This window comes from [Zimmermannella] faecalis ATCC 13722 (assembly GCF_000381765.1).
In the GTDB taxonomy this organism is placed as follows: domain Bacteria; phylum Actinomycetota; class Actinomycetes; order Actinomycetales; family Microbacteriaceae; genus Gulosibacter; species Gulosibacter faecalis.
On sequence record NZ_KB907075.1, the window covers coordinates 298,291 to 321,227 of the forward strand.

Sequence of the window (22,937 nt, forward strand, 5' to 3'; positions counted from 1 at the left end):
TCTGGGATGTTGAGAGAAGGAATGCAATGAGCGCCAACGAGACCACTGAGCACGACCTCGTCGACGACGAGCGTGTGGAGACCGACGCCGCCGCGACGCTGGCGACCGAGACCGAGCTTGTCGATGAGACCGACCTTGCCGACGAGTCCGACGACGATGCTGCCGACGACGGCGATCGTGACGAGGGTGACATCGCGGCCGACTACATCGAAGAGCTGCTCGATATCGCCGACATTGATGGCGACCTCGAGATCGACGTGACTGGTGGGCGCACCTACATTTCGGTGACGGCCGATGGCGAGAGCAACCTCGAGCGCATTTCGTCGCCCGAGGTGGTCGACGCACTCCAGCAGGTGACCCGTCTCGCCGTGCAGGCCGAGACCGGCGAGTTCTCACGACTCATCCTCGACATCGGTGGATCGCGGGACGCGCGCCAGCGCGAACTCGAGCAGCTCGTGGATCGGGCCGTCACTCGCATCGAAGAGGGCGCGGCCACGGCGGCGCTCCCGCCGATGTCGTCGTACGAGCGCAAGCTCGTGCACGACATTGCTGCGGCGCGTGGATACGACTCCGAGAGTGAAGGCGAGGGTCGCAAGCGCCACACGGTGCTGCGGGCGAAGTAGTCGTCGAAGTTTTTCGGTTCGGGCCGGACACCTTGTGGGTGTTCGGTCCGAATTTGTTCCCGTTGGTCGCGAGATCGATTAATGTCGATGTAGGTTGCTAGCGTCGCTGATCTGGATTGTGACGATGCGATCAATGTGGTTGGTGTCGTAATGGTGAGCCCGACTTCGGCTTGCTGATGCGGATCTCAGCCGGTTGGGTGCGACGTGCAGCGAGTTGACGTATACCGACACTCATGTAATTACGTTGGTGGAGTTTCAGCCAACTCGGTTTTATGCGTCAAATTGGCCAATATGTCGCCACGTGGTCGTTGGCGAGGTCACGGTGATGTGTCACGTGGATCTGAGGCGTTGCCACGGAAGTGTGCGCGCGTTTCACGTGAAACGAAGGCTACGGAAGTAGGTGGATGGGCGGTCGACTTGCTCCACTCATTGCTGCTTTGCCACGTATTCAACAATGTGAACCGACGGAGAGTTCGACGTTGGTTGTCGAGCTTGATGCCGTTGTCAATGCAGCTGAACCCGTTCCACGTGAAACATTGGGTGCTGAGTTTGGCCGGGTTGCTGTTGCTACGACTCACTCGCTATGAATGAAGGTCGAGACTCTTGCTTCGTGCATGGCGAGAATGGTGCGTTTCTCGGCTGCATCGGGGACTGTTTCACGTGGAACGACTCGAGGAACGCCAGTGGCGACGCGTCGTTCTCACCAACCATTCGCCGTGATTGTGAGTCGCGGAGTCGACTTTGTGGAATGCGCTAGTGGAGGGTTCTCCACGCTTCATTGGGCCGGTTTCGCGTGAAACGAGTCGAGAGGAGCTTTGCAGAGACGTGTCGCTGTCATTAATCGGTTCGCACGAACTGGTGAGCTCCACTGCTATCGGGAACCGCTGTTCGTGTGTTTAGGACGGTAGCTCCGTGGAGAGGGTTTTGCGTACACCGGGTTTCACGTGAAACGCGGCACACGGAATTCGGCAGAGATGGTGTTCTCTCCATCTACTCGTAATGGATGTCAGTCACGGGGCGAGCATCGTCGGAGTGGTGCGTTCTTCTCTTTGATCCGGATTGGTTTCACGTGGAACGAGACGAGCGGTGGCCAGTAGAGACGTCTCCTCCTCACCGACTCATCGCAATGATCGTGTGAGTCTCTTTGATGTTGGGTATTGCTGTTCGGCGGTGTGCCGGCAACTCCATGGCGGACTTGTTGCGTGCTTTTCGTTTCACGTGAAACGCGGCCAACGGGATTCCGTAGGAGCGTAGTGCTCGACTTCTAGTCGCGATGGTTGTGAGTCGCGGAGTCTGCTGCCTGGATTGTGAGAGCCGGGTGTTCTCCAGCCTCAAGCGGGTTGGTTACACGTGGAACGAGTCGAGACGAGGTCTGCAGAGACTTCTCGCTCTCACCAGCCTGTGATTATGAACGTCCTGGCGTGATTGCGGCAGGGAATTACTCTCATAGGCAGGATGCCTCCAGGTCCCTGCGAAACACGGTTGGGGATCTCGTGTTTCACGTGAAACGCAGCCGCCGGCGACCGGTAGAAGTGTCGTTCTCGTCACCTAGACGCAATTTGACTGTGGGCCCCACTGCTGCCGGCCATTGAGCTTCAGGAGATGCCTTTATACAAGCTCGTGAGGCACTCGTTGTGGCCGTCCCGTTTCACGTGAAACGAAGCCACTGAAGCTACGCAAACGCATGGTTCTTGGCTCATTGGCTCCAGTCGGATGAGCCCCTCACCCTTGGGAGGTGGGTCGGGTGGGTCGGTGCGCGAACCTGATTCCGAGAGTCTCGACCTCGCTCGCGATCCGCGGCGGTGTTTCACGTGGAACCGGGCCACAAGTAGTTCACCTACCGTCAGACATGCTCTACGTCAGTGAGCAGCCTTCCGTTGTCCCCACGATCGTTCGCTGCTCGTGTGAGGAGAATGCCCTTCACAGCCACATCCTCAAGTTTGGCGAGATGGATGTGTTCCACGTGAAACCGAGCGAATCACGTTCGGCCGACTATCTATTGCGCGGTGCCCCATCGAGAGGTGCGCGAGGGTCAGGTGAGCGTGGGCAGCTTGTCTGCGCATGCCGGGACCTACGTGCGTCTGGTTCAGTTGGGTGACTTGGATGTGTTTCACGTGAAACTGAGGCAAGCAGTGGCGACAGACATCTTGCGGCACTGTGTCCACACGAGAGCAGGGAGAGGAGCACGCCAGCGTGACGTGACGGTCTGTGTACGCTGCACCTCCGTGCGCCCCTGGTTCGGTTGAACGTGGTGGATGTGTTTCACGTGAAATCGAGTCAACCAGGGATGTCGGACAACTTGCGGCACTGCGCCCAAGCGAGAGTTGGGCGAGGAGCACACCAGTGTGACGTGACGGCTTCCGTTCGATGGCATCCGTGCGCCCCTGGTTCGGTTGGGCGAGGTGGATGTGTTTCACGTGAAACCGAGGCAAGCAGTGGCCATAGAGATTCTGCGGCACTGCGTCCAAGCGAGAGTTGGGCGCGTACCACGTCAACGTGACCTGACGGTTTGCGGTGGTTGACATCCGCGCGCCCCTGGTTCGGTTCGGCGAGGTGGTCACGTTTCACGTGAAACAGGGGCAAGCAGTGGCGCTAGACAACTTGCGGCACTCTCCCAAGCGAGAGTTGAGCGAGTGGCGCGTCGGCGTGACGCGACGGCTTGCGTTCGTTGGCGTCCGTGCGCCCCTGGTTCAGTTGAGCGAGGCGGTCACGATTCACGTGAAACCGAGGCAACCAGGATCTGCAGACATCTCGCAGCTGTGCGATCCAGGGGCGGTTCAATGAGTGCCAGGTCAGAGTGAGGCGGGGCTGCGCGTGTCGGGAGTCGCCCTCCCCGGGCAATCTGATTGACACGGTGGCGTTTCACGTGAAACGGGCCTTTGTCATCTGCGGGCGTGACGTCTTGCCACGTGAGTCGGTCACGCTTTCTGAGTCCCTCATGAGCGAGAGAGGTGACCGTCCTCGTCAGCCCGGCGCCGCGAGTACCGTGCAGTGGGGAATGACGCTGCACGTGTTTCATGTGAAACGCGGCTTAACGGGTAGGGAGGCGCAGTACGTCACTGCGTCAGCTACTGCGGTGGCCATGACCTTCACTGTTGGCAAGTGATGTTGTTTCTCGGGATGGCATTTCGGGCTCCCCGCTCTCTGGTTGGCAGTCACAGCGTTTCACGTGAAACGCTGCCTGGTTAGGAGTCATGCAAGCGCCGCAGGTAGGCACTGCAAGCATGTGCACGCGCGGTGGAGTACGCGAGTGCTTATCCGTATGCAATGACCGGCATTGCATTGGTCGTTGATTTCGCGCCGCACTCCGATCCGTCCGGACTGGCGAACCCCACTTCCCACGTTCCCCACGGAAGTTCGACGGGGCGCCAAGTACTGGTCTCCGAGCGCCGGGGCCGTTTCAGGTGAAACGACGTCAGATGCCGCTATGCGCGGCCGACCGGAACCGACTACTTCGACGGTGGCTCCTCCCTGCTCAGCTCCATGGAGCGTGAAGTCGACGGCAGCGATCCACCTGCGGGCAGATTGATCGTTGGCGATGGGGCGGGTCGAGCAAGCGGTCATCCTCCGGAGCGCAATGGCGACGCGGAGGCGAGATTGTGGCATCCCATACGAGCACCGTTTCACGTGAAACGGCGTGAATGTGCCGATCGGCGACGGCAACCAACCCTGGTTAGTGCATCAGATGAATTGACGAGCGCACGCACTCGCGACGCTAGCTTGAGTGAACGCAACCGCGTACGAAAAACGATGTTGACCAGGACTTTAATCATATGAAAGCCGAAAGCAGCGGTCCGCAGCTCCCTCCGCTCCTCGACACGACCTCACCGCGCTCTCAACGGCACCCCGACCCCACGTTTCACGTGAAACAATTGCAAAGAAGGAAAGGACTTCGAGGATGAGTGGACCCACGGCAATGCCGGATCCAGTGACGAGCGTCGATCTTGGCGAGGAAACCGTCGAGGTGGAACCGCGCCCAGCGGTCGCCGAACAGATCTTTGGTGACCGGCTACCGCTCGCGCAGGCGTACGCAAACGCCCTCGCGACCGACGGCGAGACCCTCGGCCTGCTCGGCCCCCTCGAGTATCCCCGCCTCTGGACGCGCCATGTCGTGAACTCGGCGCTCATCGCCCCGCTGCTGAACGGCAACGTAGGCGACGTCGGCTCTGGTGCCGGCCTTCCGGGCATCCCGCTCGCAATCGCCCGCCCCGACGTGCAGTTCACACTCATCGAGCCGATGGAGCGACGACACACCTGGCTCACCGAACAGGTCGCCGCCCTCGGGCTCGAGAACGTCACGCCTCTGCGCGCCCGCGCCGAAGACCTCGCCGATACGCACACGTTCGACCAGGTCACCGCTCGCGCCGTCGCCGCGCTGAGCAAGCTCATCCCGATCACTGCCCCCCTCGTTCGCTACGAGGGCGAGCTCGTGCTGCTCAAGGGACGCTCGGCTGAGGCGGAGATCCAGAAGGCGGCAAAGGTGATCCGCAAGTTCCAACTCACCGACATCCGCGTCGAAGAGGTCGGCCTCGACCTCGACACCGAATCGACCCGCGTCGTGCGGGCAACCGTCGCGTAGGCGAGTTATCCACAACTCCGACGGGCCTCCCTGCTCATGTCGGGACCGTGGGCGACAATAGATCGTCCGAGACCGCTCCGTTCGGTTGAAGCAATGGCGAAGGGACCACACCTCTATGAGCGATGCGTTCGACTCACCGATCGCGCGGCAGATTGCCGCACTGAACGCGAAGAAGCGCGCACTCAAGACGGTCTCCACGCCAAAGCCCGAATCGACCCGAGTCTTCACGGTCTCGAACCAGAAGGGTGGCGTTGGGAAGACGACGACTACGGTGAACATCGCGGCGGCCCTCGCGCAGGCCGGCCTGCGCGTGCTCGTGATCGACATCGATCCGCAGGGCAACGCATCGACAGCGCTAAATATTGATCGATATGGTGACGCAACGGGCACGTACGAGGTGCTCATCGACGGCGTCCCCCTCGCCGACGTCGTGCAGGACTCGCCCGACATTAAGGGCCTGTCATGCTGCCCCGCGACGCTCAACCTCGCCGGCGCTGAGATCGAGCTCGTCGACGTACCGAACCGCGAGACGCGACTGCGCGCATCCCTCACCGAATACCTCGAGGAGCGCGAACGAGCCGGCGACCGCTACGACTACGTCTTCATCGACTGCCCACCCTCGCTCGGCCTGCTCACCATGAACGCCTTCGCTGCGGCGAAAGAGGTGCTCATCCCGATTCAGGGTGAGTATTACGCCCTCGAGGGCCTCAGCCAGCTGCTTAACTCGATTAACCGCCTGCGCGAGTACCTCAACCCGCACCTCACGGTCAGCGCGATCCTCATGACGATGTTCGACCGTCGCACCAACCTCTCGCGCGAGGTCGCCGACGAGGTTCGCGAGCACTTCCCACAGCAGACCCTCACGACCGTCATCCCACGGTCGGTGCGCATCTCTGAGGCCCCGAGCTACAGCCAAACCATCATCACCTACGACCCCGAGGGCAGCGGCGCGGTGGCCTACCGCGAGGCGGCCAACGAGCTCGCAAATCAAGGAGCGAAACGCTAATGGCACAGAAGAAGCGCAGTGGCCTGGGCCGCGGCCTCAGCGCACTGATCCCCTCGGGCACGACCACCGAAGATCGAGACATCGACGTCTTCTTCAACGGCTCGGCGCCCTCCGGTCGGCAGGCAGCCGGCGTCGCGACTGCAGAGGCACCGGCTGAAGTCGAGGCAGTCGAGGTTGAGACTATCGAAACCCAGACTCCCGAGACCCAAGCCGACGAGCCCGCAGCCCCCGCAAAGAAGCAGACGAAGCCAACTGCGGCGAAGAGCACTCGCACGACCTCGAAGTCGCGCAGCACATCGAAGTCGAACGATGTGGAACCTGCTGCATCGACTGCGGACGATGCAGTGAGCGATGCATCGACCAACATCGATGTGGCGACCGAGGAAGCCACCGAGGACACCGCCGAACCCGAGCTGCTGCCCGTGCCGGGCGCGACGCTCCGCACGCTCGACCCCTCGCGTATCGTGCCGAACGCTCGGCAGCCGCGGCACGAATTCGACCAGGACGCGCTCGACGAGCTCATCATCTCGGTGCGCGAATTCGGCGTGCTCCAGCCGATCGTGGTGCGTCCGCTGCCCGCCGGCGACCCGCGCGCGGTGGACGGCGACTTCGAGCTCATCATGGGCGAGCGCCGCCTGCGCGCGACGAAGGCGGCCCGGCGCGACGAGATCCCCGCGATCGTGCGCGAGACCGAAGACGAAGACATGCTGCGCGACGCGCTGCTCGAGAACCTTCACCGCGCCGAGCTCAACCCGCTCGAGGAGGCCTCGGCCTACCGCCAGCTGCTCGACGACTTCGGCTGCACGCAAGACGAGCTCGCCGAGCGCATCGGCCGCTCGCGCCCGCGCATCTCAAACACGCTGCGCCTGCTCAACCTGCCGGTCGACGTGCAGCGCCGCGTCGCGGCAGGAGTGCTGAGCGCCGGCCACGCCCGCGCGGTGCTCTCGGTGGGGGAGCCCGCCGCCATGACGCAGCTCGCCGACAAGATCGTGAACGAGGGCCTCTCGGTGCGCGAGTCGGAGACCGCGGCCGCGACCCTCGCGACCCGTGCCGGCCGCGCCGAGCGCCCGACCCGCAAGGATGCGCCGGCCGGCTCCGACTCGCTCGCGGCGCACCTCGAAGAGGTCGGGGAACGCCTCGGCGACCGCCTCAACACGCGCGTCAAGGTGGTGCTGCGCAAGACGAAGGGCACGATCACAATCGACTTCGCGTCGATGGCCGACCTGACGCGCATCCTCGAGGACCTCGGCGAGGACGAGGCCGAGTAGCGCCGGCGGAGTAAAAGCGCGAGTAGGCCTACGCCTCGGCGACCGTCTCGACGCTCGTGCGCGCCCCGCGGTTCGCGGCGTGCGTCGCGAGCTTCGCGTATACCTCGGGCACCTCGAGCCCGGCGGCCTCGAGCGCCAACGGCACGAGCGAGGTCTCGGTCATGCCGGGAATCGGGTCGGCCTCGAGGAACCAGGGCGTGCCGTCCTCGTCAACGATGAAGTCGATGCGCGCGAGGTCGGCGAGGCCGATCGCCTCGTACGCGAGCAGCGCCTGCTCGGCGACCCGCTCGGCGACGTCTTCGGCGAGGCGGGCGGGCGCGTAGAACGTCGTCTCGCCCGCGTTGTAGCGCGCCGCGTAGTCATAGACGCCACCGCGAGGCTCCACCTCGACGGCGGGCACCGTGAAGGGGCCGTCGCCGTGGTCGAGCACGCCGACGGTCACCTCGGTGCCGATGACGCGCTTCTCGATGAGCACCGAGTCGCCGTAGGTGAATGCGGTGACGAGCGCGCGCCCGAACTCCGAGATGTCGTTCACGAACGACACGCCCTGGGCCGAGCCGCCCTCGGTGGGCTTCACGACGGCCGGGAAGTCCACCCCAAGCGCGATCGCCTGAATGACGCTCGTCGCCCCGAGCTCACGGAACGTCTCGTTCGGCAGCACGATCGACTGCGGCGTCGTGAGCCCGGCGCGCTTCGCGATAGCCTTCGCGGTCGCCTTGTTCCAGGCGAGCTTCGCGGCGGTCGGGCGGGCGCCGACGTAGGGCAGCCCCACGGCGCGCAGCAGCGAGTAGAGCGCGCCGTTCTCACCCGAGGCGCCGTGCAGCAGGGGCCAGACGACGTCTATGTCTTCGCGGTGCTCGAGCAGCCACGGCAGCAGCTGCTGGTCGGGCTCGCGCACCGTGACGTTCGCGCCGGCGCGGGTGAGCGCATCCGCCACCCGTCGGCCCGAGCGCAGCGAAACGTCGCGTTCGTGCGAGATTCCGCCCGAGAGAATCACGACGTGTTGTCCCTGAATGGTCATCCGGATGCTCCTTGCCGGTTCGAGCGAATGGCTACTGCAGGTCGGGCGGGGCCGACGAGAAACGGTGGTCGATTTCGCGGGTGCCGGTGACGTCACCGAACGTCTCGAGCAGCTCGAGTTCGTTGTTGATGACGTTCGCGAGTCGGCGCACGCCGAGGCGGATGCGTTCGGGCTCGGGCAGCGAGAACGAGAGGCGGATCTTGTCGCGGCCGCGGCCGTCGGCGTAGAAGCCGGTGCCGGGCGTGTACGCGACGAGTTCGGTCGTGGCGCGCGGCAGCATCTGCTTCGAGTCGAGGCCCGGTGGCAGCTGCACCCAGGTGAAGAAGCCGCCCTGCGGGGTGGTCCAGCTCAGCTGCGGCAGGTATTCCTCGAGGGCGCGCAGCATCGCGTCGCGGCGGTCGCGGTAGATGCCGCGGAACGTGTCGATCTGTGCCCGCCAGTCGGTCGTCTCGAGGTACTCGGTGACGAGCCACTGGTTGAAGGTCGAGGGCGAGAGAATCGACGACTCGACGGCGAGGATGAGCTTCTCGCGAATGCCGTGGGGCGCGATGACGTAGCCGACGCGCACGCCGGGCGAGAGGATCTTCGAGAACGAGCCGAGGTAGAGCACGTTGTCGGCATCGAGCGAACGGATGGCGTCGGGCGCCGGCTCGTCGAAGTAGAGCAGCCCGTACGGGTTGTCTTCGACGATGAGCACTCCCTCGCGCACGCAGAGGTCGAGCACCTCGCGGCGGCGCGACATCGGCATGGTGACGCCGGTGGGGTTGTTGTAGTTCGGCACGGTGTAGAGGAACTTCACCTTGCGTCCCTCGGCGCGGGCGGCGTGAATCGCGGCCTCGAGGGCGGCGATGTCGAGGCCGTCGTCGTCCATCTCGACGTGGCGGACGTCGGCCTCGTACGACTTGAAGGTGCCGAGCGCCCCGACATAGGTGGGCGACTCGACGAGAATGACATCGCCCGGGTCGATGAAGAGCTTCGTGATGAGGTCGATCGCGTGCTGCGAGCCGGTGGTGGTGACGACGTCATCGGCGCTGACGCCGGTGATGCCCTCGATGGCGATGAGGTCGAGGATGCGCTCGCGCAGCTGCACGATGCCCTGGCCGCCGCCGTACTGGAGCGCGTCGGCGCCGTGTTCTGCGAGCATCCGCTCAAAGGCTGCGCGAATGAGGTCTTCGGGCAGGGCGGAGACGAACGGCGAGCCGCCGGCGAGCGAGACAACCTCGGGGCGGGAGGCGACGGCGAAGAGTGCGCGCACCTCGCTCACGGTGAGGCCGGCGGTGCGCCGGGCGTAGTTCGCGTACCAGGGGTCGAGATTTCGGCCGCCGGTTGCCGGGGGGTGATTCTTCGCTGCCACGTCGATCCTTCTGCGCTAGGTCGAAAGGCCAGTGTACGCCCGGGCCTCACGTTGGCCCGGGCGCGGCACACCCGCAAACTGGCTAGTCGAGCAGGCCCGCGAAGTCCTTCTCGAGCACGCCCTTGGGGCGTGCGCCGACGACCTCGGCCTTGACCTCGCCGCCCTTGAAGACCTTGATCGCGGGGATCGAGGCGACGCGGTACTGCATCGCGAGGTCTTGTTCGGTGTCGACGTCGACCTTCACGAGCTTGACGTTCGGGTGTTCCTCGACGAGCTGGTCGAGCACGGGCGCGACCTGGCGGCAGGGGCCGCACCACGCGGCCCAGAAGTCGACGATGACGGTCTGCTCGGAGTCGAGCACCTCGGTCTGGAAGTTGGCGCTGGTGCCGTTGGTGGCCATGGGTTCTCCTTCAGCGATTCGGGTGGATGCGCGGCCTAGTTGGCCGCGTCGGCGGGCTCGGCGGCGTCGACGCGGGCGAGGAGCTCGGCGGGCAGGCCCGCGATGTAGGCCTCGGCGTCGAGCGCGGCGGTGCAGCCGCTGCCGGCGGCGGTGATTGCCTGCCGGTAGTGGTCGTCGATGACGTCGCCGGCGGCGAACACGCCGGCGACCGAGGTGCGCGAGCTGCGGCCGTCGACGGCGATGACGCCCTTGTCGGTGAGCTCGAGCTTGCCGCGCACGAGGTCGGTGCGGGGGTCGTTGCCGATTGCGACGAACACGCCGGTGACGTCGAGCTGCGACTCCTCACCGGTCTGGGTGTCGCGCAGACGCAGGCCCGAGACGGTCTGCTCGCCGATGAACTCCTCGACGGCCTTGAACGGCAGCCAGTCGATCTTCTCGTTCGCGCGGGCGCGCTCGAGCATGATGTTGGATGCGCGGAAGTTGTCGGAGCGGTGGATGATCGTGACGCGGTCGGCGAAGCGCGTGAGGAACGTCGCCTCTTCCATCGCCGAGTCGCCGCCGCCGACGACGGCGATGTGCTGTTCCTTGAAGAACGCGCCGTCGCAGGTGGCACACCACGAGATGCCGCGGCCGGCGAGGCGGTCTTCGCTTTCGAGGCCGAGGCGGCGGTAGGCGGAGCCGGTCGAGATGATCACGGCGAGGGCGTCGAACTCGCCCGAGTAGGCGGTGGTGATGTGCTTCACGTCGCCGTCGAGGTCGAGCTCGGTGACGTCGTCGTAGACGAGTTCGGTGCCGAAGCGTTCGGCCTGCTGCTGGAGCTTCGTCATGAGGTCGGGGCCGAGCACGCCGTCGGGGAAGCCGGGGAAGTTCTCGACGTCGGTGGTGTTCATGAGTTCGCCACCGACCTCGACGGCCGAGGTGAACATGACGGGCTTGAGGCCGGCTCGGGCGACGTAGATCGCGGCCGTGTAGCCGGCGGGTCCGCTGCCGATAATCGCGACGTTTCGCGTGCTCATGTGGCTCCTTGGTGGTGGAAGGGCTCGGAAAATTCTCTGGCTGGGCGCCTATTCAGCTGAACGCGTTGGGCACGCAGATATTCCATTGTGCGCGCTGTGGCTGCGCGTGGGCGAGTGGCTGGCCGCTAGATGAGCGGCTCGTCGTCGCGCTCGACCCGGCGCTCGTACTCTTCGCGGCGCATCCGTGCCTCGTATTCGCGCAGTTCGCGGCGCGAGGGGAGCGAGCGGGTGGTGTTGCGCAGGGCCGACTGCACGAGTTCGGCCTCGGGCGATGCCTGCGAAGTTGAGGCGACGGCGGCGCTCGGGTCGGCCTGCACCTCTTCGAGCAGCGTGCCGTGCTCTTCGGCGAACTTCTCGGCGCCGGCGGCGCGGCGGGCGTGGCGGTGGAGTTCGGCGGAGTGGCGGCCGCGGGTGCCGTCGATGCGGCGGATGAGCGGGCCGGCGAACGTCTCGAGCTCGGGGAGGCGCCAGAGCAGCGCGCCGCCGAAGTAGACGGCGGCCATCGAGAATCCGGCGACGGCGCAGGTGACGAGCGCGTGGAAGATGCCGCCGCGGGCGTAGCCACCCGTCGTGTATCCGCCCATGGCCCACATGAGGGCGATGCCGACGATGGCTGCGGGCACCATGAGCACGAAGAACTTCGCGGTCGAGATGGCGATCGAACGCCCCTCGATCGAGCCGAGGCGGCGGCGCAGCACGAACGACTGCAGCACGAACCGGCAGCACGTGATGAACGACTGCACGAGCACGAGCGAGACGACGATGTGTTCGATCGGCACGAGCCAGGCGACGAGGCCGATGAGCGCGAGCTGCACGGGCGACGTGTACGCGTAGAGGAGGAACACGCTCTTCGTGTCTTCGAACGCGTAGAACACGCGTTGCACGTAGTAGAGCAGCGAGTACGCGAGCAGGCCGATGAGCGCGGCCGACAGCACGAGGGCGAGCGCCTCGAGGCCCGCCTCGTTCGCGTCGAAGATGCGCGCGAAGGCGGGGGAAATGATGATGAGCGAGGCCGCACAGAACACCATGAACAGCGAGATCGAGCGGGCGCCGCGAGAGAAGTCTTCGACGACCGAGTCGGTGTCGTGCGCGGCGGCCTTCTTGCTCAGCGACGTGAACATTGTCGTCGTGAGCGAGACCGTGATGATCGAGTGCGGCAGCATGAAGATCATCCACGCGTTTTGCAGCGCGGCGAGCGACGCCGCGGTTCCGAACGCGACGTTCGCGCCGAGGGTCTCGATCCAGCCCGTGAGCTGCACGATGATGAGCACACCGAACGACCAGCCGGCGAGCTTGCCGATGCGGCCGAGGCCGGTGCCGCGGAAGTGGAAGTCGGGGCGGTACGCGAAGCCGGCGCGCTTGAGGAAGAAGAACAGCACGACGGCCTGCACGACGACGCCGAGGGTCGTGCCGCCGCCGAGCAGGGCGATCATGCCGGGCGTCCAGTCTTCGATCACTCGCGAGCCGGTCGCGTCGGCGCCGAACACGACGCCGAACAGCGCGAGCACGCCGATCGCGATGATGTTGTTCAGCGCGGGCGCCCAGGCGAAGGGCGCGAAGATCGAGCGGGCGTTGAGGATCTCGGAGAGCACGGCGTAGAGGCCGTAGAAGAAGACCTGCGGTATGCACCAGTACGCGAACGCGATGACGAGCCCGAGCTGCTCGGGCGTGAGCGTGATGCCGTAGATCCAGGCGAGCACGGGCGCGCCAATGGTGAGGATGATCGTGAGGCCGGCGAGCGCCGAGATCGCGAGGGTGAGCAGCCGGTTGACGTAGACGCGCCCGCCGTCTTCGCGTTTCGTCGCGCGAATGATCTGCGGCACGAGCACGGCGTTGAGCAGGCCGCCCGAGATGAGCGCGTAGACGTTCGAGGGCAGCGAGTTCGCGTTCGCGAACGCGTCGGCCGAGGCTGACCCGACGAGGCCGATCGTGCCCGCGAGCACGATCGCCTTGACGAACCCGAGCACGCGCGAAACGAGCGTGCCCGAGGCGAGAATCAGGCTGGTGCGGCCGAGCGATGCTGCCATGCTGTCGTGGTACCGCCTACGTTGTCGGGGAGTCTGGGGTTACGGGTTTTGGCGCCGCGGAGTCTGGGGTTGCGGGCTCTGGAACGGTACCCGATTCCCGGTGGCGGCGGCGGCGGAGCATGCGCCACGTGCCGAAGCCGATGAGGGCGGCCACGAGCACGAAGCCGAGCACGATGGCGATGTTTTCCATGTCGGCGTGCACGTTCACGACGAAGCTGCCGGTGCTCGGGAGCTGCACCGCGTCGCCCGCCCACAGGGTGATGCTGAGCCCGCTCGTGCCGTTCGCGATCGCCTCGACGGGGATCTGGGCGCGCGCGGCAGAGTTCGGCTCGACGGTGACCGTGGTCGACGAGTTCACGCGCAGGTGCCCGGTCGTCGCGCGGGCCTCGACCCGCACCGTGACGGTGCGGTTGGTCGTGTTCTCGATGAACACGGGCACCGACGACTCGTGGCCGATGAGCTGCACCTCGCTGCCGGGCTCGACCGTGATGCCGTTCAGGGCGCCGGTCGCGAACGAGCTGTAGGCCGAGACCGATTCCTGGAAGGTTCCGGCCTCGATCACCTGGTTGCTGATCGCCTTGAAGAGGTTGACGCGCAGCTGCTCGCGCACGTCGTCGGGGTTGTCGTAGAGGTCGACGAGGGTGAGGCCCGATTCCTCCTGCTGCAGCAGCTGGTCGAACCGCTGCAGCGTCGAGTCTGAGAAGCCGCCGGTCGCGGCGGCGACCTCGCCGAGGTCGGCGGGGTTGGTGGCCTCGGCCGGCGGGGCGGTCACCTCGGCGACGCCCGCCCCCTCGAGGGTTGCGACGAGGTCGGCGTATGCCGAGGCGTCGGGCGCCGAGCGCGGCAGGGTGATCGTCACGGTCGCGGCCTCGTCGCCCATGAGCAGCGCGAGTTCGGCGGTGAGCTTGCCGATCGCGGCGTTGCGTTCGGCGTCGCTCGTGGCCTCGAGGGCGTCGGCGGCGAGCGTGCTCAGCCGGTTCGAGACGACGAGCGCCTCGCCGTCGCCGAGGCGCTGCTGCGTGCCGCTTGCGGCGCTCCAGTCGGTCGCGTCGTCGACCTGCGCCGAGTCGAGCACCACGGTCGCGTTGCTCGCGAGCCCGGCGACGTCGGCCTCGGTCGTCGCGAGCGGCCAGACGAGGTCGCCGCGGGTGTAGTCGAAGGCGGTGAGCGCCTCTACGCTCGTCGGGTCGACGGGCTCGTCGCTCGCGGGGTCGGTGGCCTCGGGTGTCGCGGTGCCGGATGCGGAGGGCGTCGGCGACTCGTCGGGCTCGGGCTCCGGGGGTTCCGGGAAGTCGTGCTTGCGTGTCTCGAAGTCGAAGCTGTCGATCGTGAGGGGCGCATCCTCGCCCCCGAGCTCGAGCAGTGCGGCGTTCGCGTCGGCGAACTCGAGGGGGAAGCTCGGGTTCTCGAGCGACTCGAGGCGCTCGAGCCAGTCGGTCGCGTTCTGCGGGGCGTCGACGCCGAGCGCCCGAATCGAGACGAGTACGCGGGGGTCGATCGCGAGCGTCGCATCCGTGCCCTCGACCGCGTCGAGCAGCTGCGTGAGTTCGCCGTCGTCGGCCGTGAGCGCGTCGAGTTCGGTGGCGGTGAGCAGCGGGTTGTCGCCGAGGGGCGCCGTGACGGGCACGATCGTCGTGAGCGCGACGGGCGCGGATGCCGTCTCGCCCGGTAGCAGCACGGTCGCGCGGCCCTCGGCCACCTCGTCGTCGACCCGGTACTGCGCCGCGATGCCGTGCAGCTGTGACTGCAGGGCCTCGGTCGTGTCGACCTCGAGCTCGGTCGCGAAGCGCACCTCGGCGGATTCGCCAGCGGCGATCTCGCCCGTCGAGACCTCGGCGACGACGACGTCGTCACCCGGCGCGTCGGGGGCGTAGGTCGCGGCGAGCCAGGCGTCGTGGGCGCTCGCCGTCGTGAGGATCTCGTCGTCAACCGCGACCTGCACGTCGCCGGCCCCGAGCGCGTCGTCGGTGCCGTTCGTGATGACGACGGTGCCCGACACTTCGAGCGTGCCGTCGGCTGCGATGTCGGTCGCGGCGGCGTCGACGCTGAGCGGATCGGTCGTGATCTCGGCCGTCACCGCGCCGTCGACCGGCTCGGCAAACGTCGAGGCGTCGGCGCTCGCGGCGGGGATAAGCGTGGGCCCGGCGGCGAGCGCGATCGTCGCCAGCACACCCGAGCCGAGCCGCGCGAACGACCGGTTCGAGACGTTCCGGGCGGCTACGAACATGGCGATAGTTTACGAGCGCACCCGCGAATCGGGGGCCGAGGCGTGCCGCCGCCTCGTAAACTGGGCCGGTGCAGCACGTCCAGACCGCCCTTGCCCGGCTCTCCGAACTCGCCGAATCGTGCCCCGTCGCGCGCCTCGCGGCGGCCTTCGCCGACGCCGGCTGCGAGCTCGCGCTCGTCGGCGGCCCCGTGCGCGACGCCTTCCTCGGCGTGCCCGTGCACGACCTCGATTTCGCGACGAACGCGCGGCCCGAGCGCATCCTCGAGATCGTGCGACCCATCAGCGAGGCGTACTGGGACATCGGCCGCGAGTTCGGCACGATCGGCGCGCGCATCGACGGCGAGCAGGTCGAGATCACGACCTACCGCGCCGACACGTACGACGGCACGTCTCGCAAGCCCGTCGTCGCCTTCGGCGACTCGCTCGAGGGCGACCTCCTGCGCCGCGACTTCACGGTCAACGCCCTCGCACTCGCGCTTCCCGAGCTGCGCCTCGTCGACCCGACGGGCGGCCTCGACGACCTCATTGAGGGCGTCCTGCGCACCCCGATTGAGCCCGAGGTGTCGTTCGGCGACGACCCCCTGCGCATGCTTCGTGCGGTGCGCTTCACGTCGCAGCTCGGGTTCTACCTCGACCTCCCGGCCCTCGAGGCCGTGCGCGAAATGCGCGAGCGCATCCGCGACATCTCGGCCGAGCGCGTGCGCGACGAGCTCGTGAAGCTGCTCGCGACCGACTCGCCCCGTGCCGGCATCGAGCTGCTCGTCGAGACCGGGCTCGCCGAGCTCGTGCTGCCCGAGCTGCCCGCGCTGCAGCTCGAGCGCGACGACGCCCACCAGCACAAGGACGTCTTCGACCACTCGATCAAGGTGCTCGAGAACGCGATCGCGCTCGAACGCGCGGCGCACGCCGACGACCCGCAGCGCCCCTCGCCCGACCTCGTGCTGCGCTTCGGCGCCCTGCTGCACGACATCGGCAAGCCGCGCACCCGCGAGTTCGGCGCGAACGGCAAGGTGACGTTCCACGGGCACGACTGGGTCGGCGCGAAGCTCGCGAAGAAGCGCCTCACGGCGCTGCGGTTCGACAACGACACCGTGAAGCAGGTCGCGCGCCTCGTCGAGCTCCACATGCGCCTCTACAACTACGGCGACGCGGGCTGGACCGACTCCGCCGTGCGCCGCTTCGCGCGCGACGCCGGGCCGCTGCTCGAACAACTGCTGCTGCTCATTCGCGCCGACATCACGACGCGCAACAAGCGCAAGTCGGAACGCCTGCAGTTCGGCATCGACAACATGCAGCAGCGCCTCGACGAGCTGCGCGAGCAGGAGGCGCTCGACGCGATTCGCCCCGACCTCGACGGCGACGACATCATGCGCATTCTCGATTTGAAGCCGTCGCGCGCCGTCGGCGAGGCCCGCAACTTCCTGCTCGAGCTGCGCCTCGACGAGGGCGCCCTCGGCGCCGAGGAGGCCGAGCGACGGCTGCGCGCCTGGTGGGCGCAGCGGGATACGCCGGGCGGCGCCTGATGTCGACGGCCGGGCGGACCCGCGGGGTCGCGGTGCGCGAGGCGCTCACGGCGTACGGGCTGCTCGCGCCCGCACTGCTCGGCGTGCTCGCGTTCCTCGTCGTGCCGATCATCATGCTCGTCGTGCTCTCGTTCGCGCAGTGGGATGTGCTCTCGCCCGTCGAGTTCGTGGGCCTGCGCAACTGGGAGTGGGCGCTGCAAAGCGGCACGATGTGGCACAGCTTCGGCGTTACGGCGCTCTTCGTCGCGCTCGTCGTGCCCGTGCAAATCGCCGCGGGGCTGCTGCTCGCCGTGCTGCTCGTGCGCAACCTCCCGGGTTCGGCCGTGCTGCGCACCGTGCTCGTGCTGCCCTGGGTGAGCGCGCCGGTCGTGCTCGGCATCGTCTGGCGCTGGCTGCTCGAGTACGGCGGCGTCGCCGACACGCTCGCTGGCACCCACCTCGGCCTCCTCAGCGACGAGCGACTCGCGCTGCCGACCGTCGCGTTCGTGCAGGCTTGGACCCAGATCGGGTACGTCTCGCTGTTCTTCATGTCGGGCCTCACGAACATCCCGAACGAGATCGTCGAGGCGGCGCGCATCGACGGCGCGACCGAGGGCCGCATCTTCTGGCGCATCAAGCTGCCGCTGCTCACGCCGACCACGTTCTTCGTGCTCGTGACGGGCGTCATCGCGGCGTTCCAGACCTTCGACCTCGTCTACACGCTGTCACCGGCGGGCGGCCCGAGCGGCTCGACCGACCTCATCGCGGCGCGCATCTACCAGCAGGCGGTGCCCCTCTCGAACATCGGCCAGGCGTCGGTGCTCGCGCTCATCCTCTTCGCCCTGCTCGTCGTCGTGACGCTCGTGCAGAACGCGTACTTCTCGCGAAGGGCGAACTATGACCGCTGACGCGCCGAAGATTGAGCCGCGCCTCGTCGGCGGCAACCGCGGGATGCGGTGGCTCGGGAGCGCCGCAACGTACGTCGTGCTCATCGGCGCCGCTCTCCTCACGCTCGCGCCGTTCGTGCTCGCCGTGCTCACCGCATTTCAGGAGCCGCGGCAGTTCTCGTCGCAGGGCGTGAGCCTGCCCCTGCCGCCCACGATCGAGAACTTCGTCGCCCTCGGCGAGCGCCGCGTGAGCTTCGGCGAGGCGGCGGCCGTGACCGTCGGCGTCGTCGCGCTCGTGACGGTGGGGCAGCTGCTGTTCTCGATCATGGCCGCGTTCGCGTTCGCACGGCTGCGATTCCCGGGCCGCAACCTGCTGTTCTGGGTGTTCCTGTCGACGCTCATGGTGCCGCAGGTGGTCACCGTGATTCCGCTCTACTTCATGATGAGCGAGGCGGGCTTCGGCGGGGAGTTCTGGGGGCTCGTGCTGCCCTTCCTGTTCGGCTCGCCGTACGCGGTGTTCCTGCTGCGCGAGCAGTTCCGGCAGATCCCGCAGGAGCTCGTCGACGCGATGCGCATCGACGGCTCGGGCACGTGGGGCATCCTCTTCGGGCTCGTCGTGCCGCTGTCGCGCTCGACGATCGTGACGCTGCTGCTCATCACCGTGGTGTCGCACTGGAACAACTTCATGTGGCCGCTCATGATCGGCCAGAACCGCATCCACGTACTCACGACCGCGACGGCCTCGCTACAGGAGCAGTACTCGAACAACACGACGCTCGTCATGGCGGCGTCGGTGCTCGCGATGCTCCCGCTCATCGTGCTGTTCGTCATCTTCCAGAAGCAGATCGTGCGCTCGATTCGGATTTCGGGGTTCCGCTAGGCGCACCCCGGGGCGACTCGCGTCACACGCGGTCACGGGGTACGTGAGAACGCACGTATCGCGGGGCAAAACGCTCGCACCTGCAACAATCGACAGAAACATGCGCCGTAATGCATCGGCGTTCGTCGATTCTGGGAGAACGAAGATCATGACCATTCGTCGGATACTCGCGGGCACTGCGGCAGTGCTCACCGCGGCGGCCCTCGCGGGCTGCAGCTCGGCCGGAGATGAGGGCGGCGACGTCACGCTGTCGCTGCGCCTGTGGGACGAAAACGTCGCGACCGCCTACGAGCCCTCGATCGAGGCGTTCGAGGCCGCGAACCCGGGCATCAAGGTCGAGCTCAACGTCGTGCCGTGGGACAACTACTTCACGACGCTGCGCAACGAGGTCGGGAGCGGCGCCGGCGATGACCTGTTCTGGATCAATGGCGCCAGCGTCGGCGACTACATCACTAACGGCAACCTCGTGAACATCACCGAGACGCTCGGCGAGGATGCGCTCGCGGCGTGGGACGAGTCGGTCGTCGAGCAGTACAGCACCGATGAAGGCCTGTGGGGCGTCCCGCAGCTCACCGACGGCGGCTCGGCGTTCTACGTCAACGAGGAGCTGCTCGACGAGGCGGGCGTGACCGCCGAGGAGCTCTCGGCGGCGACCTGGAGCCCGAACGAGGCCGACGACACGCTGCTGCCGCTCCTGCAGAAGCTCACGGTCGACAACAACGGCAACAACGCCGCCTCGGCCGACTTCGACCCCGACAACGTCGCGACGTACGGCTTCAACGCGGCGCTCGAGCTGCAGAACATTCAGCTCAACTTCATCTACTCGAACGGCGGCACGTACCAGGACGCCGACGGCAACCTCACCTTCACGAACGAGAAGACCGTCGAGGCCTACGAATACCTCGTCGCGCTCATCAACGAGTACCACGTGGCCCCGCCCGCCGAGGCGACGAACGGCAACGGCGACTACACCCGCGACCAGTTTTTGCAGGGCAAGCTCGCCGTGTTCGAGTCGGGCACCTACAACCTCGCGAACGTGCAGTCGGGCGCGACCTTCGAGTGGTCGGCGACCGAGATCGCGGCGGGCCCCGAGGGTAAGGTGACCACCGCGCCCGGCGTCATCGTCGCGGGCAACGCGAACTCCGAGCACCCCGAACAGCAGCAGGCGCTGCTCGAGTGGCTCGGCTCGACCGAGGGCGCGAGCTACATCGGCGCCGAGGGCGCGGCGATCCCGGCCGTGACCGACGCGCGCGCCGCGTACGACGAGTACTGGCAGGGCCAGGGCGTCGACACCGCGCCGTTCTTCTCGGTGCTCGAAGGTGCCGAGCCCGGCGCGCCCGTGACCGGCGCGAACTTCAACGCGCAGGCCGAGGCCTTCACGCCCATCCTCAACGAGGTGTTTACGGGCGCGACGCCGGTCGCCGAGGGCCTCGCCGCGGCACAGGAGGCCGCCGACTCGGTCTCGTAGCTCGCTCGCCTAGCCGATGTCGTTCATCTGGCTGATCTGGCCAAAGATGAACCAGGCGCTCGTGAAGATCGGCAGCACGATCGCCGTGAAGAACGCGACGCCGCCGGCGATGATCCCGGCGATCGCGAGCCCGCGACGGCCCCGGTATCGCTCGACAATGCACCCGGCGATACCGAGGCCGATCGCGACCATCGCGGGCACGATGCCGAGCCAGCCGATGAGCGGAATCCAGCTCAGGCCGAACGCGATCACGGCGCAGATGACGGCGATGAGCCCCATCACGTTGAACTCGCCGCCGGCCGGCTGCGGGGCGCCGAACGGTTGGGCATAGGGCTGCTGGCCGTAGGGCTGCTGATACGGCGGTTGCTGCGGGGTGGTCATTGAGCGGCCTCTCTCGTCGGAACTCGCACTGGCGCTGGGGAGCAGTCTGCCAGTACGATATGAAGGTTGCGTGGCCGAATCCACTGGTCACGTGACACTGCGCCGGGAAACCGGCGCGATGCAGAACCCTCCTGCTGCAGACCGTCTGCAGCCGTTCGAGACCAAAGGAGGTGGGTTAATCGTGCATCAGTATGAACTCATGGTGATTATCACGCCCGAGATTGACGAGCGCACCGTCGCCCCCAGCCTCGACAAGTTCCTCGCCGTTATTACCAAGGACGGCGGAACCATCGAGAACACCGACATCTGGGGCAAGCGCAAGCTCGCATACGAGATCGAGAAGAAGTCGGAAGGCATCTACGCCGTCGTGAACTTCACCGCGACCTCGGCCACGGCTCAGGAACTCGACCGCCAGCTGCGCCTCTCGGAGGCCGTGCTGCGCACCAAGATCCTGCGCGCCGACGAGGCATCGTTCCGGCTCAGCTCGGCGAAGTCGGAAGACGACGCCACCGCTGACGCCAAGTAAGTCACACACGTCGAAACCCAACACCGCACACACGTAGCGAAACGCAGGGAGCGAAATGGCAGGCGACACGATCATCACCGTGGTGGGCAACCTCACCGCCGACCCCGAACTCCGGTACACCCCGCAGGGTGTGGCCGTAGCGAACTTCACCATTGCCTCGACGCCGCGCACGTTCGACCGTCAGTCGAACGAGTGGCGTGACGGCGAGGCGCTGTTCCTGCGCGCATCCGTGTGGCGCGACTACGCCGAGCACGTCGCGTCGAGCCTCACGAAGGGCCAGCGCGTCATCGCGCAGGGCAAGCTCAAGCAGCGCTCGTACGAGACCCGCGAGGGCGAGAAGCGCACCACCGTCGAGCTCGAGATTGACGAGATCGGCCCGTCGCTGCGCTACGCAACGGCACAGGTCACCCGCACGTCGGGCGGCTCGGGCCAGGGCGGCAACTTCGGTGGCGGCCAGCAGCAGCGCCCCGTGCAGCAGGCATCGCGGCCGCAAGCCGAGGAGCCCTGGGGCAACAGCGCACCCCGCCAGCAGCCGCAGTCGAACGACTACAGCTCGGGCGGATGGGCGACCCCCGGCGCCGGTGGTGGGTACGACGAAGAGCCGCCGTTCTAGGCCGGCAGCTCTCACCGCACAACACGTTTTCTTCGATTTCAGAAAGAACATCTCAACATGGCTGGAAAGTCGAGCGGCAACCGCCGCAACGCTCACCGGGGTAAGGGCAAGCCCGTCGCCCCGGCGAAGAGCATCAAGGTCGGCGTCATTGACTACAAGGACGTCAACACGCTTCGCAAGTTCATCTCCGAGCGCGGCAAGATTCGCGCCCGTCGTATCACCGGTGTGTCGGTGCAGGAGCAGCGCCTCATCGCTCGCGCGGTGAAGAACGCCCGCGAGATGGCGCTCCTGCCCTACGCAGGCTCGGGCCGCTAGGAGGACGCGAACATGGCAAAGGTAATTCTCACGCAGGAAGTCACCGGCCTCGGTTCGGCTGGCGACGTCGTCGAGGTGAAGAACGGGTACGCCCGTAACTTCCTCGTTCCCAAGGGCTACGCCGTGAACTGGACTCGCGGTGGCGAGTCGCAGGTCGCGCAGATCCAGCAGGCCCGCGAGGCCCGCGCGATCAAGTCGGTCGAAGAGGCACAGGCGCTCAAGCAGAGCCTCGAGAACGCGCTCGTGCGCGTGCACGTGAAGTCGGGCGCCGAAGGCCGCCTGTTCGGCTCGGTGCGCACGGCCGACGTCGCCGACGCGGTTGAGGCCCAGGGCCTCGGCAAGATCGACAAGCGCAAGGTCGTCTTCCCGTCGCAGATCAAGACTGTCGGCAACCACGAGGCGGTCGTTCGTCTGCACGACGACGTCACCGCGACGCTCACCGTGCAGGTGATCGCGGCCCGCTAGGGCCCTCGCTCGAACGCCGCCCGCTGCGGAGCACACGCTCCCCGCGGGCGGCGTTTTCGCGCCGTTTTCCGGGCGCTGCGGCGCTCCTGATCGGCGTGCAAACGAAGCACACCTGTGGATACTTTCGCAAGTCGGCAACCTTCAAGTACGGGTTTATACACCTTCTTATCCACCGCTTGTTGACGCAATAAAGACCAGGTCAAGGCAGTTTTCGCGCAGAATCGCTGCCGAAGATTCCACAGTTATCCACACCGTCGTCCACATTCGCACGGCGCGTCGTCCACCGGGCATCCACAAGTTATCCACAGGAAGGTCGAGGTGGTGCGGATGACCCCCTCGAGACGGCACTAGGGTGAGGTTTCGTCTCGCGACAGCGAGG

The 22,937-nt window shown here is 66.6% G+C and carries 19 protein-coding genes; 12 read left to right on the plus strand and 7 right to left on the minus strand.

The genetic code is table 11. The features are described 5' to 3' along the window. Positions 1-26: 26 nt before the first annotated feature. From G328_RS0104185 to G328_RS0104200, 4 genes are all read left to right on the plus strand, one after another. On the plus strand, positions 27-623 hold the full coding sequence (locus G328_RS0104185) for a Jag family protein (protein WP_019618092.1): 597 nt from the start codon (positions 27-29) through the stop codon (positions 621-623). 3,916 nt (positions 624-4,539) lie between these two features. After that, on the plus strand, positions 4,540-5,202 hold the full coding sequence (rsmG, locus tag G328_RS0104190) for a 16S rRNA (guanine(527)-N(7))-methyltransferase RsmG (protein WP_051082831.1): 663 nt from the start codon (positions 4,540-4,542) through the stop codon (positions 5,200-5,202). A gap of 115 nt (positions 5,203-5,317) precedes the next feature. Further along, positions 5,318-6,208 (plus strand): ParA family protein, encoded by an 891-nt coding sequence (locus G328_RS0104195; RefSeq protein ID WP_019618094.1) that lies wholly within the window; start codon positions 5,318-5,320, stop codon positions 6,206-6,208. Then, positions 6,208-7,476, plus strand: a complete 1,269-nt coding sequence (locus G328_RS0104200; protein ID WP_019618095.1) for a ParB/RepB/Spo0J family partition protein — start codon at positions 6,208-6,210, stop codon at positions 7,474-7,476. Before G328_RS0104195 ends, G328_RS0104200 begins: the two co-directional genes overlap by 1 nt. 28 nt (positions 7,477-7,504) lie before the next feature. On the opposite strand, the gene G328_RS0104205 is transcribed toward G328_RS0104200, so the two are convergent. From G328_RS0104205 to G328_RS0104230, 6 genes are all read right to left on the minus strand, one after another. Further along, a complete protein-coding gene (locus G328_RS0104205) occupies positions 7,505-8,497 on the minus strand; it encodes a D-alanine--D-alanine ligase family protein (RefSeq protein ID WP_019618096.1) in 993 nt (330 codons plus the stop codon). 31 nt (positions 8,498-8,528) lie between these two features. After that, a complete protein-coding gene (locus G328_RS0104210; RefSeq protein ID WP_019618097.1) occupies positions 8,529-9,851 on the minus strand; it encodes an aminotransferase-like domain-containing protein in 1,323 nt (440 codons plus the stop codon). Between the two features lie 82 nt (positions 9,852-9,933). Then, the gene (gene trxA / locus G328_RS0104215) at positions 9,934-10,251 is read right to left on the minus strand and encodes a thioredoxin (RefSeq protein ID WP_019618098.1); all 318 of its coding nucleotides are present in this window, start codon (positions 10,249-10,251) and stop codon (positions 9,934-9,936) included. Between the two features lie 35 nt (positions 10,252-10,286). After that, positions 10,287-11,267, minus strand: coding sequence for a thioredoxin-disulfide reductase (trxB, locus tag G328_RS0104220; protein WP_019618099.1), 981 nt, complete (start codon positions 11,265-11,267; stop codon positions 10,287-10,289). Between the two features lie 125 nt (positions 11,268-11,392). Continuing rightward, entirely contained in the window at positions 11,393-13,294 is a 1,902-nt protein-coding gene (murJ, locus tag G328_RS14135; RefSeq protein WP_019618100.1) for a murein biosynthesis integral membrane protein MurJ, read from the minus strand. Between the two features lie 16 nt (positions 13,295-13,310). Beyond that, the gene (locus G328_RS0104230; protein ID WP_019618101.1) at positions 13,311-15,521 is read right to left on the minus strand and encodes a DUF6049 family protein; all 2,211 of its coding nucleotides are present in this window, start codon (positions 15,519-15,521) and stop codon (positions 13,311-13,313) included. A 68-nt stretch (positions 15,522-15,589) separates the two neighbouring features. Here G328_RS0104230 and G328_RS0104235 point away from each other — a divergent pair, with 68 nt between their 5' ends. The 4 genes from G328_RS0104235 (at position 15,590) to G328_RS0104250 (ending at position 20,258) form a co-directional block, all read left to right on the plus strand. Continuing rightward, positions 15,590-17,044 (plus strand): CCA tRNA nucleotidyltransferase, encoded by a 1,455-nt coding sequence (locus G328_RS0104235; protein WP_019618102.1) that lies wholly within the window; start codon positions 15,590-15,592, stop codon positions 17,042-17,044. Next, positions 17,044-17,931 carry a carbohydrate ABC transporter permease gene (locus G328_RS0104240; RefSeq protein WP_051082845.1) on the plus strand — a complete coding sequence of 296 codons (888 nt, stop codon included), beginning with the start codon at positions 17,044-17,046 and terminating at the stop codon, positions 17,929-17,931. The genes G328_RS0104235 and G328_RS0104240 overlap by 1 nt, the downstream gene beginning before the upstream one ends. Then, positions 17,921-18,790, plus strand: coding sequence for a carbohydrate ABC transporter permease (locus G328_RS0104245; RefSeq protein ID WP_019618104.1), 870 nt, complete (start codon positions 17,921-17,923; stop codon positions 18,788-18,790). The genes G328_RS0104240 and G328_RS0104245 overlap by 11 nt, the downstream gene beginning before the upstream one ends. Positions 18,791-18,938: 148 nt before the next feature. Next, a complete protein-coding gene (locus tag G328_RS0104250; RefSeq protein ID WP_019618105.1) occupies positions 18,939-20,258 on the plus strand; it encodes an ABC transporter substrate-binding protein in 1,320 nt (439 codons plus the stop codon). Positions 20,259-20,267: 9 nt separating this feature from the next. On the opposite strand, the gene G328_RS14140 is transcribed toward G328_RS0104250, so the two are convergent. Continuing rightward, positions 20,268-20,639, minus strand: a complete 372-nt coding sequence (locus tag G328_RS14140; RefSeq protein WP_019618106.1) for a hypothetical protein — start codon at positions 20,637-20,639, stop codon at positions 20,268-20,270. Positions 20,640-20,817: 178 nt separating this feature from the next. Here G328_RS14140 and rpsF point away from each other — a divergent pair, with 178 nt between their 5' ends. Genes rpsF through rplI form a run of 4 tightly spaced genes read left to right on the plus strand, consistent with a single transcriptional unit; the run spans position 20,818 to position 22,558 of the window. Continuing rightward, positions 20,818-21,165, plus strand: a complete 348-nt coding sequence (rpsF, locus tag G328_RS0104260; RefSeq protein WP_026339646.1) for a 30S ribosomal protein S6 — start codon at positions 20,818-20,820, stop codon at positions 21,163-21,165. Positions 21,166-21,220: 55 nt separating this feature from the next. Next, positions 21,221-21,778, plus strand: a complete 558-nt coding sequence (locus G328_RS0104265) for a single-stranded DNA-binding protein (protein WP_019618108.1) — start codon at positions 21,221-21,223, stop codon at positions 21,776-21,778. A gap of 57 nt (positions 21,779-21,835) precedes the next feature. Continuing rightward, positions 21,836-22,093, plus strand: coding sequence for a 30S ribosomal protein S18 (rpsR, locus tag G328_RS0104270; RefSeq protein ID WP_019618109.1), 258 nt, complete (start codon positions 21,836-21,838; stop codon positions 22,091-22,093). A gap of 12 nt (positions 22,094-22,105) precedes the next feature. Next, positions 22,106-22,558 carry a 50S ribosomal protein L9 gene (gene rplI, locus G328_RS0104275; protein WP_019618110.1) on the plus strand — a complete coding sequence of 151 codons (453 nt, stop codon included), beginning with the start codon at positions 22,106-22,108 and terminating at the stop codon, positions 22,556-22,558. The last annotated feature ends 379 nt before the right edge of the window (positions 22,559-22,937 follow it).

Coding starts and splice junctions, on each gene's coding strand:
- G328_RS0104240 (WP_051082845.1), top strand. CDS start 17,044: ATGTCGACGGCCGGGCGGACCCGCGGGGTCGCGGTGCGCGAGGCGCTC.
- G328_RS0104205 (WP_019618096.1), bottom strand. CDS start 8,497: ATGACCATTCAGGGACAACACGTCGTGATTCTCTCGGGCGGAATCTCG.
- trxA (WP_019618098.1), bottom strand. CDS start 10,251: ATGGCCACCAACGGCACCAGCGCCAACTTCCAGACCGAGGTGCTCGAC.
- rsmG (WP_051082831.1), top strand. CDS start 4,540: ATGCCGGATCCAGTGACGAGCGTCGATCTTGGCGAGGAAACCGTCGAG.
- G328_RS0104195 (WP_019618094.1), top strand. CDS start 5,318: ATGAGCGATGCGTTCGACTCACCGATCGCGCGGCAGATTGCCGCACTG.
- trxB (WP_019618099.1), bottom strand. CDS start 11,267: ATGAGCACGCGAAACGTCGCGATTATCGGCAGCGGACCCGCCGGCTAC.
- G328_RS0104250 (WP_019618105.1), top strand. CDS start 18,939: ATGACCATTCGTCGGATACTCGCGGGCACTGCGGCAGTGCTCACCGCG.
- G328_RS0104200 (WP_019618095.1), top strand. CDS start 6,208: ATGGCACAGAAGAAGCGCAGTGGCCTGGGCCGCGGCCTCAGCGCACTG.
- G328_RS14140 (WP_019618106.1), bottom strand. CDS start 20,639: ATGACCACCCCGCAGCAACCGCCGTATCAGCAGCCCTACGGCCAGCAG.
- rplI (WP_019618110.1), top strand. CDS start 22,106: ATGGCAAAGGTAATTCTCACGCAGGAAGTCACCGGCCTCGGTTCGGCT.
- G328_RS0104230 (WP_019618101.1), bottom strand. CDS start 15,521: ATGTTCGTAGCCGCCCGGAACGTCTCGAACCGGTCGTTCGCGCGGCTC.
- G328_RS0104185 (WP_019618092.1), top strand. CDS start 27: ATGAGCGCCAACGAGACCACTGAGCACGACCTCGTCGACGACGAGCGT.
- rpsR (WP_019618109.1), top strand. CDS start 21,836: ATGGCTGGAAAGTCGAGCGGCAACCGCCGCAACGCTCACCGGGGTAAG.
- G328_RS0104265 (WP_019618108.1), top strand. CDS start 21,221: ATGGCAGGCGACACGATCATCACCGTGGTGGGCAACCTCACCGCCGAC.
- G328_RS0104245 (WP_019618104.1), top strand. CDS start 17,921: ATGACCGCTGACGCGCCGAAGATTGAGCCGCGCCTCGTCGGCGGCAAC.
- murJ (WP_019618100.1), bottom strand. CDS start 13,294: ATGGCAGCATCGCTCGGCCGCACCAGCCTGATTCTCGCCTCGGGCACG.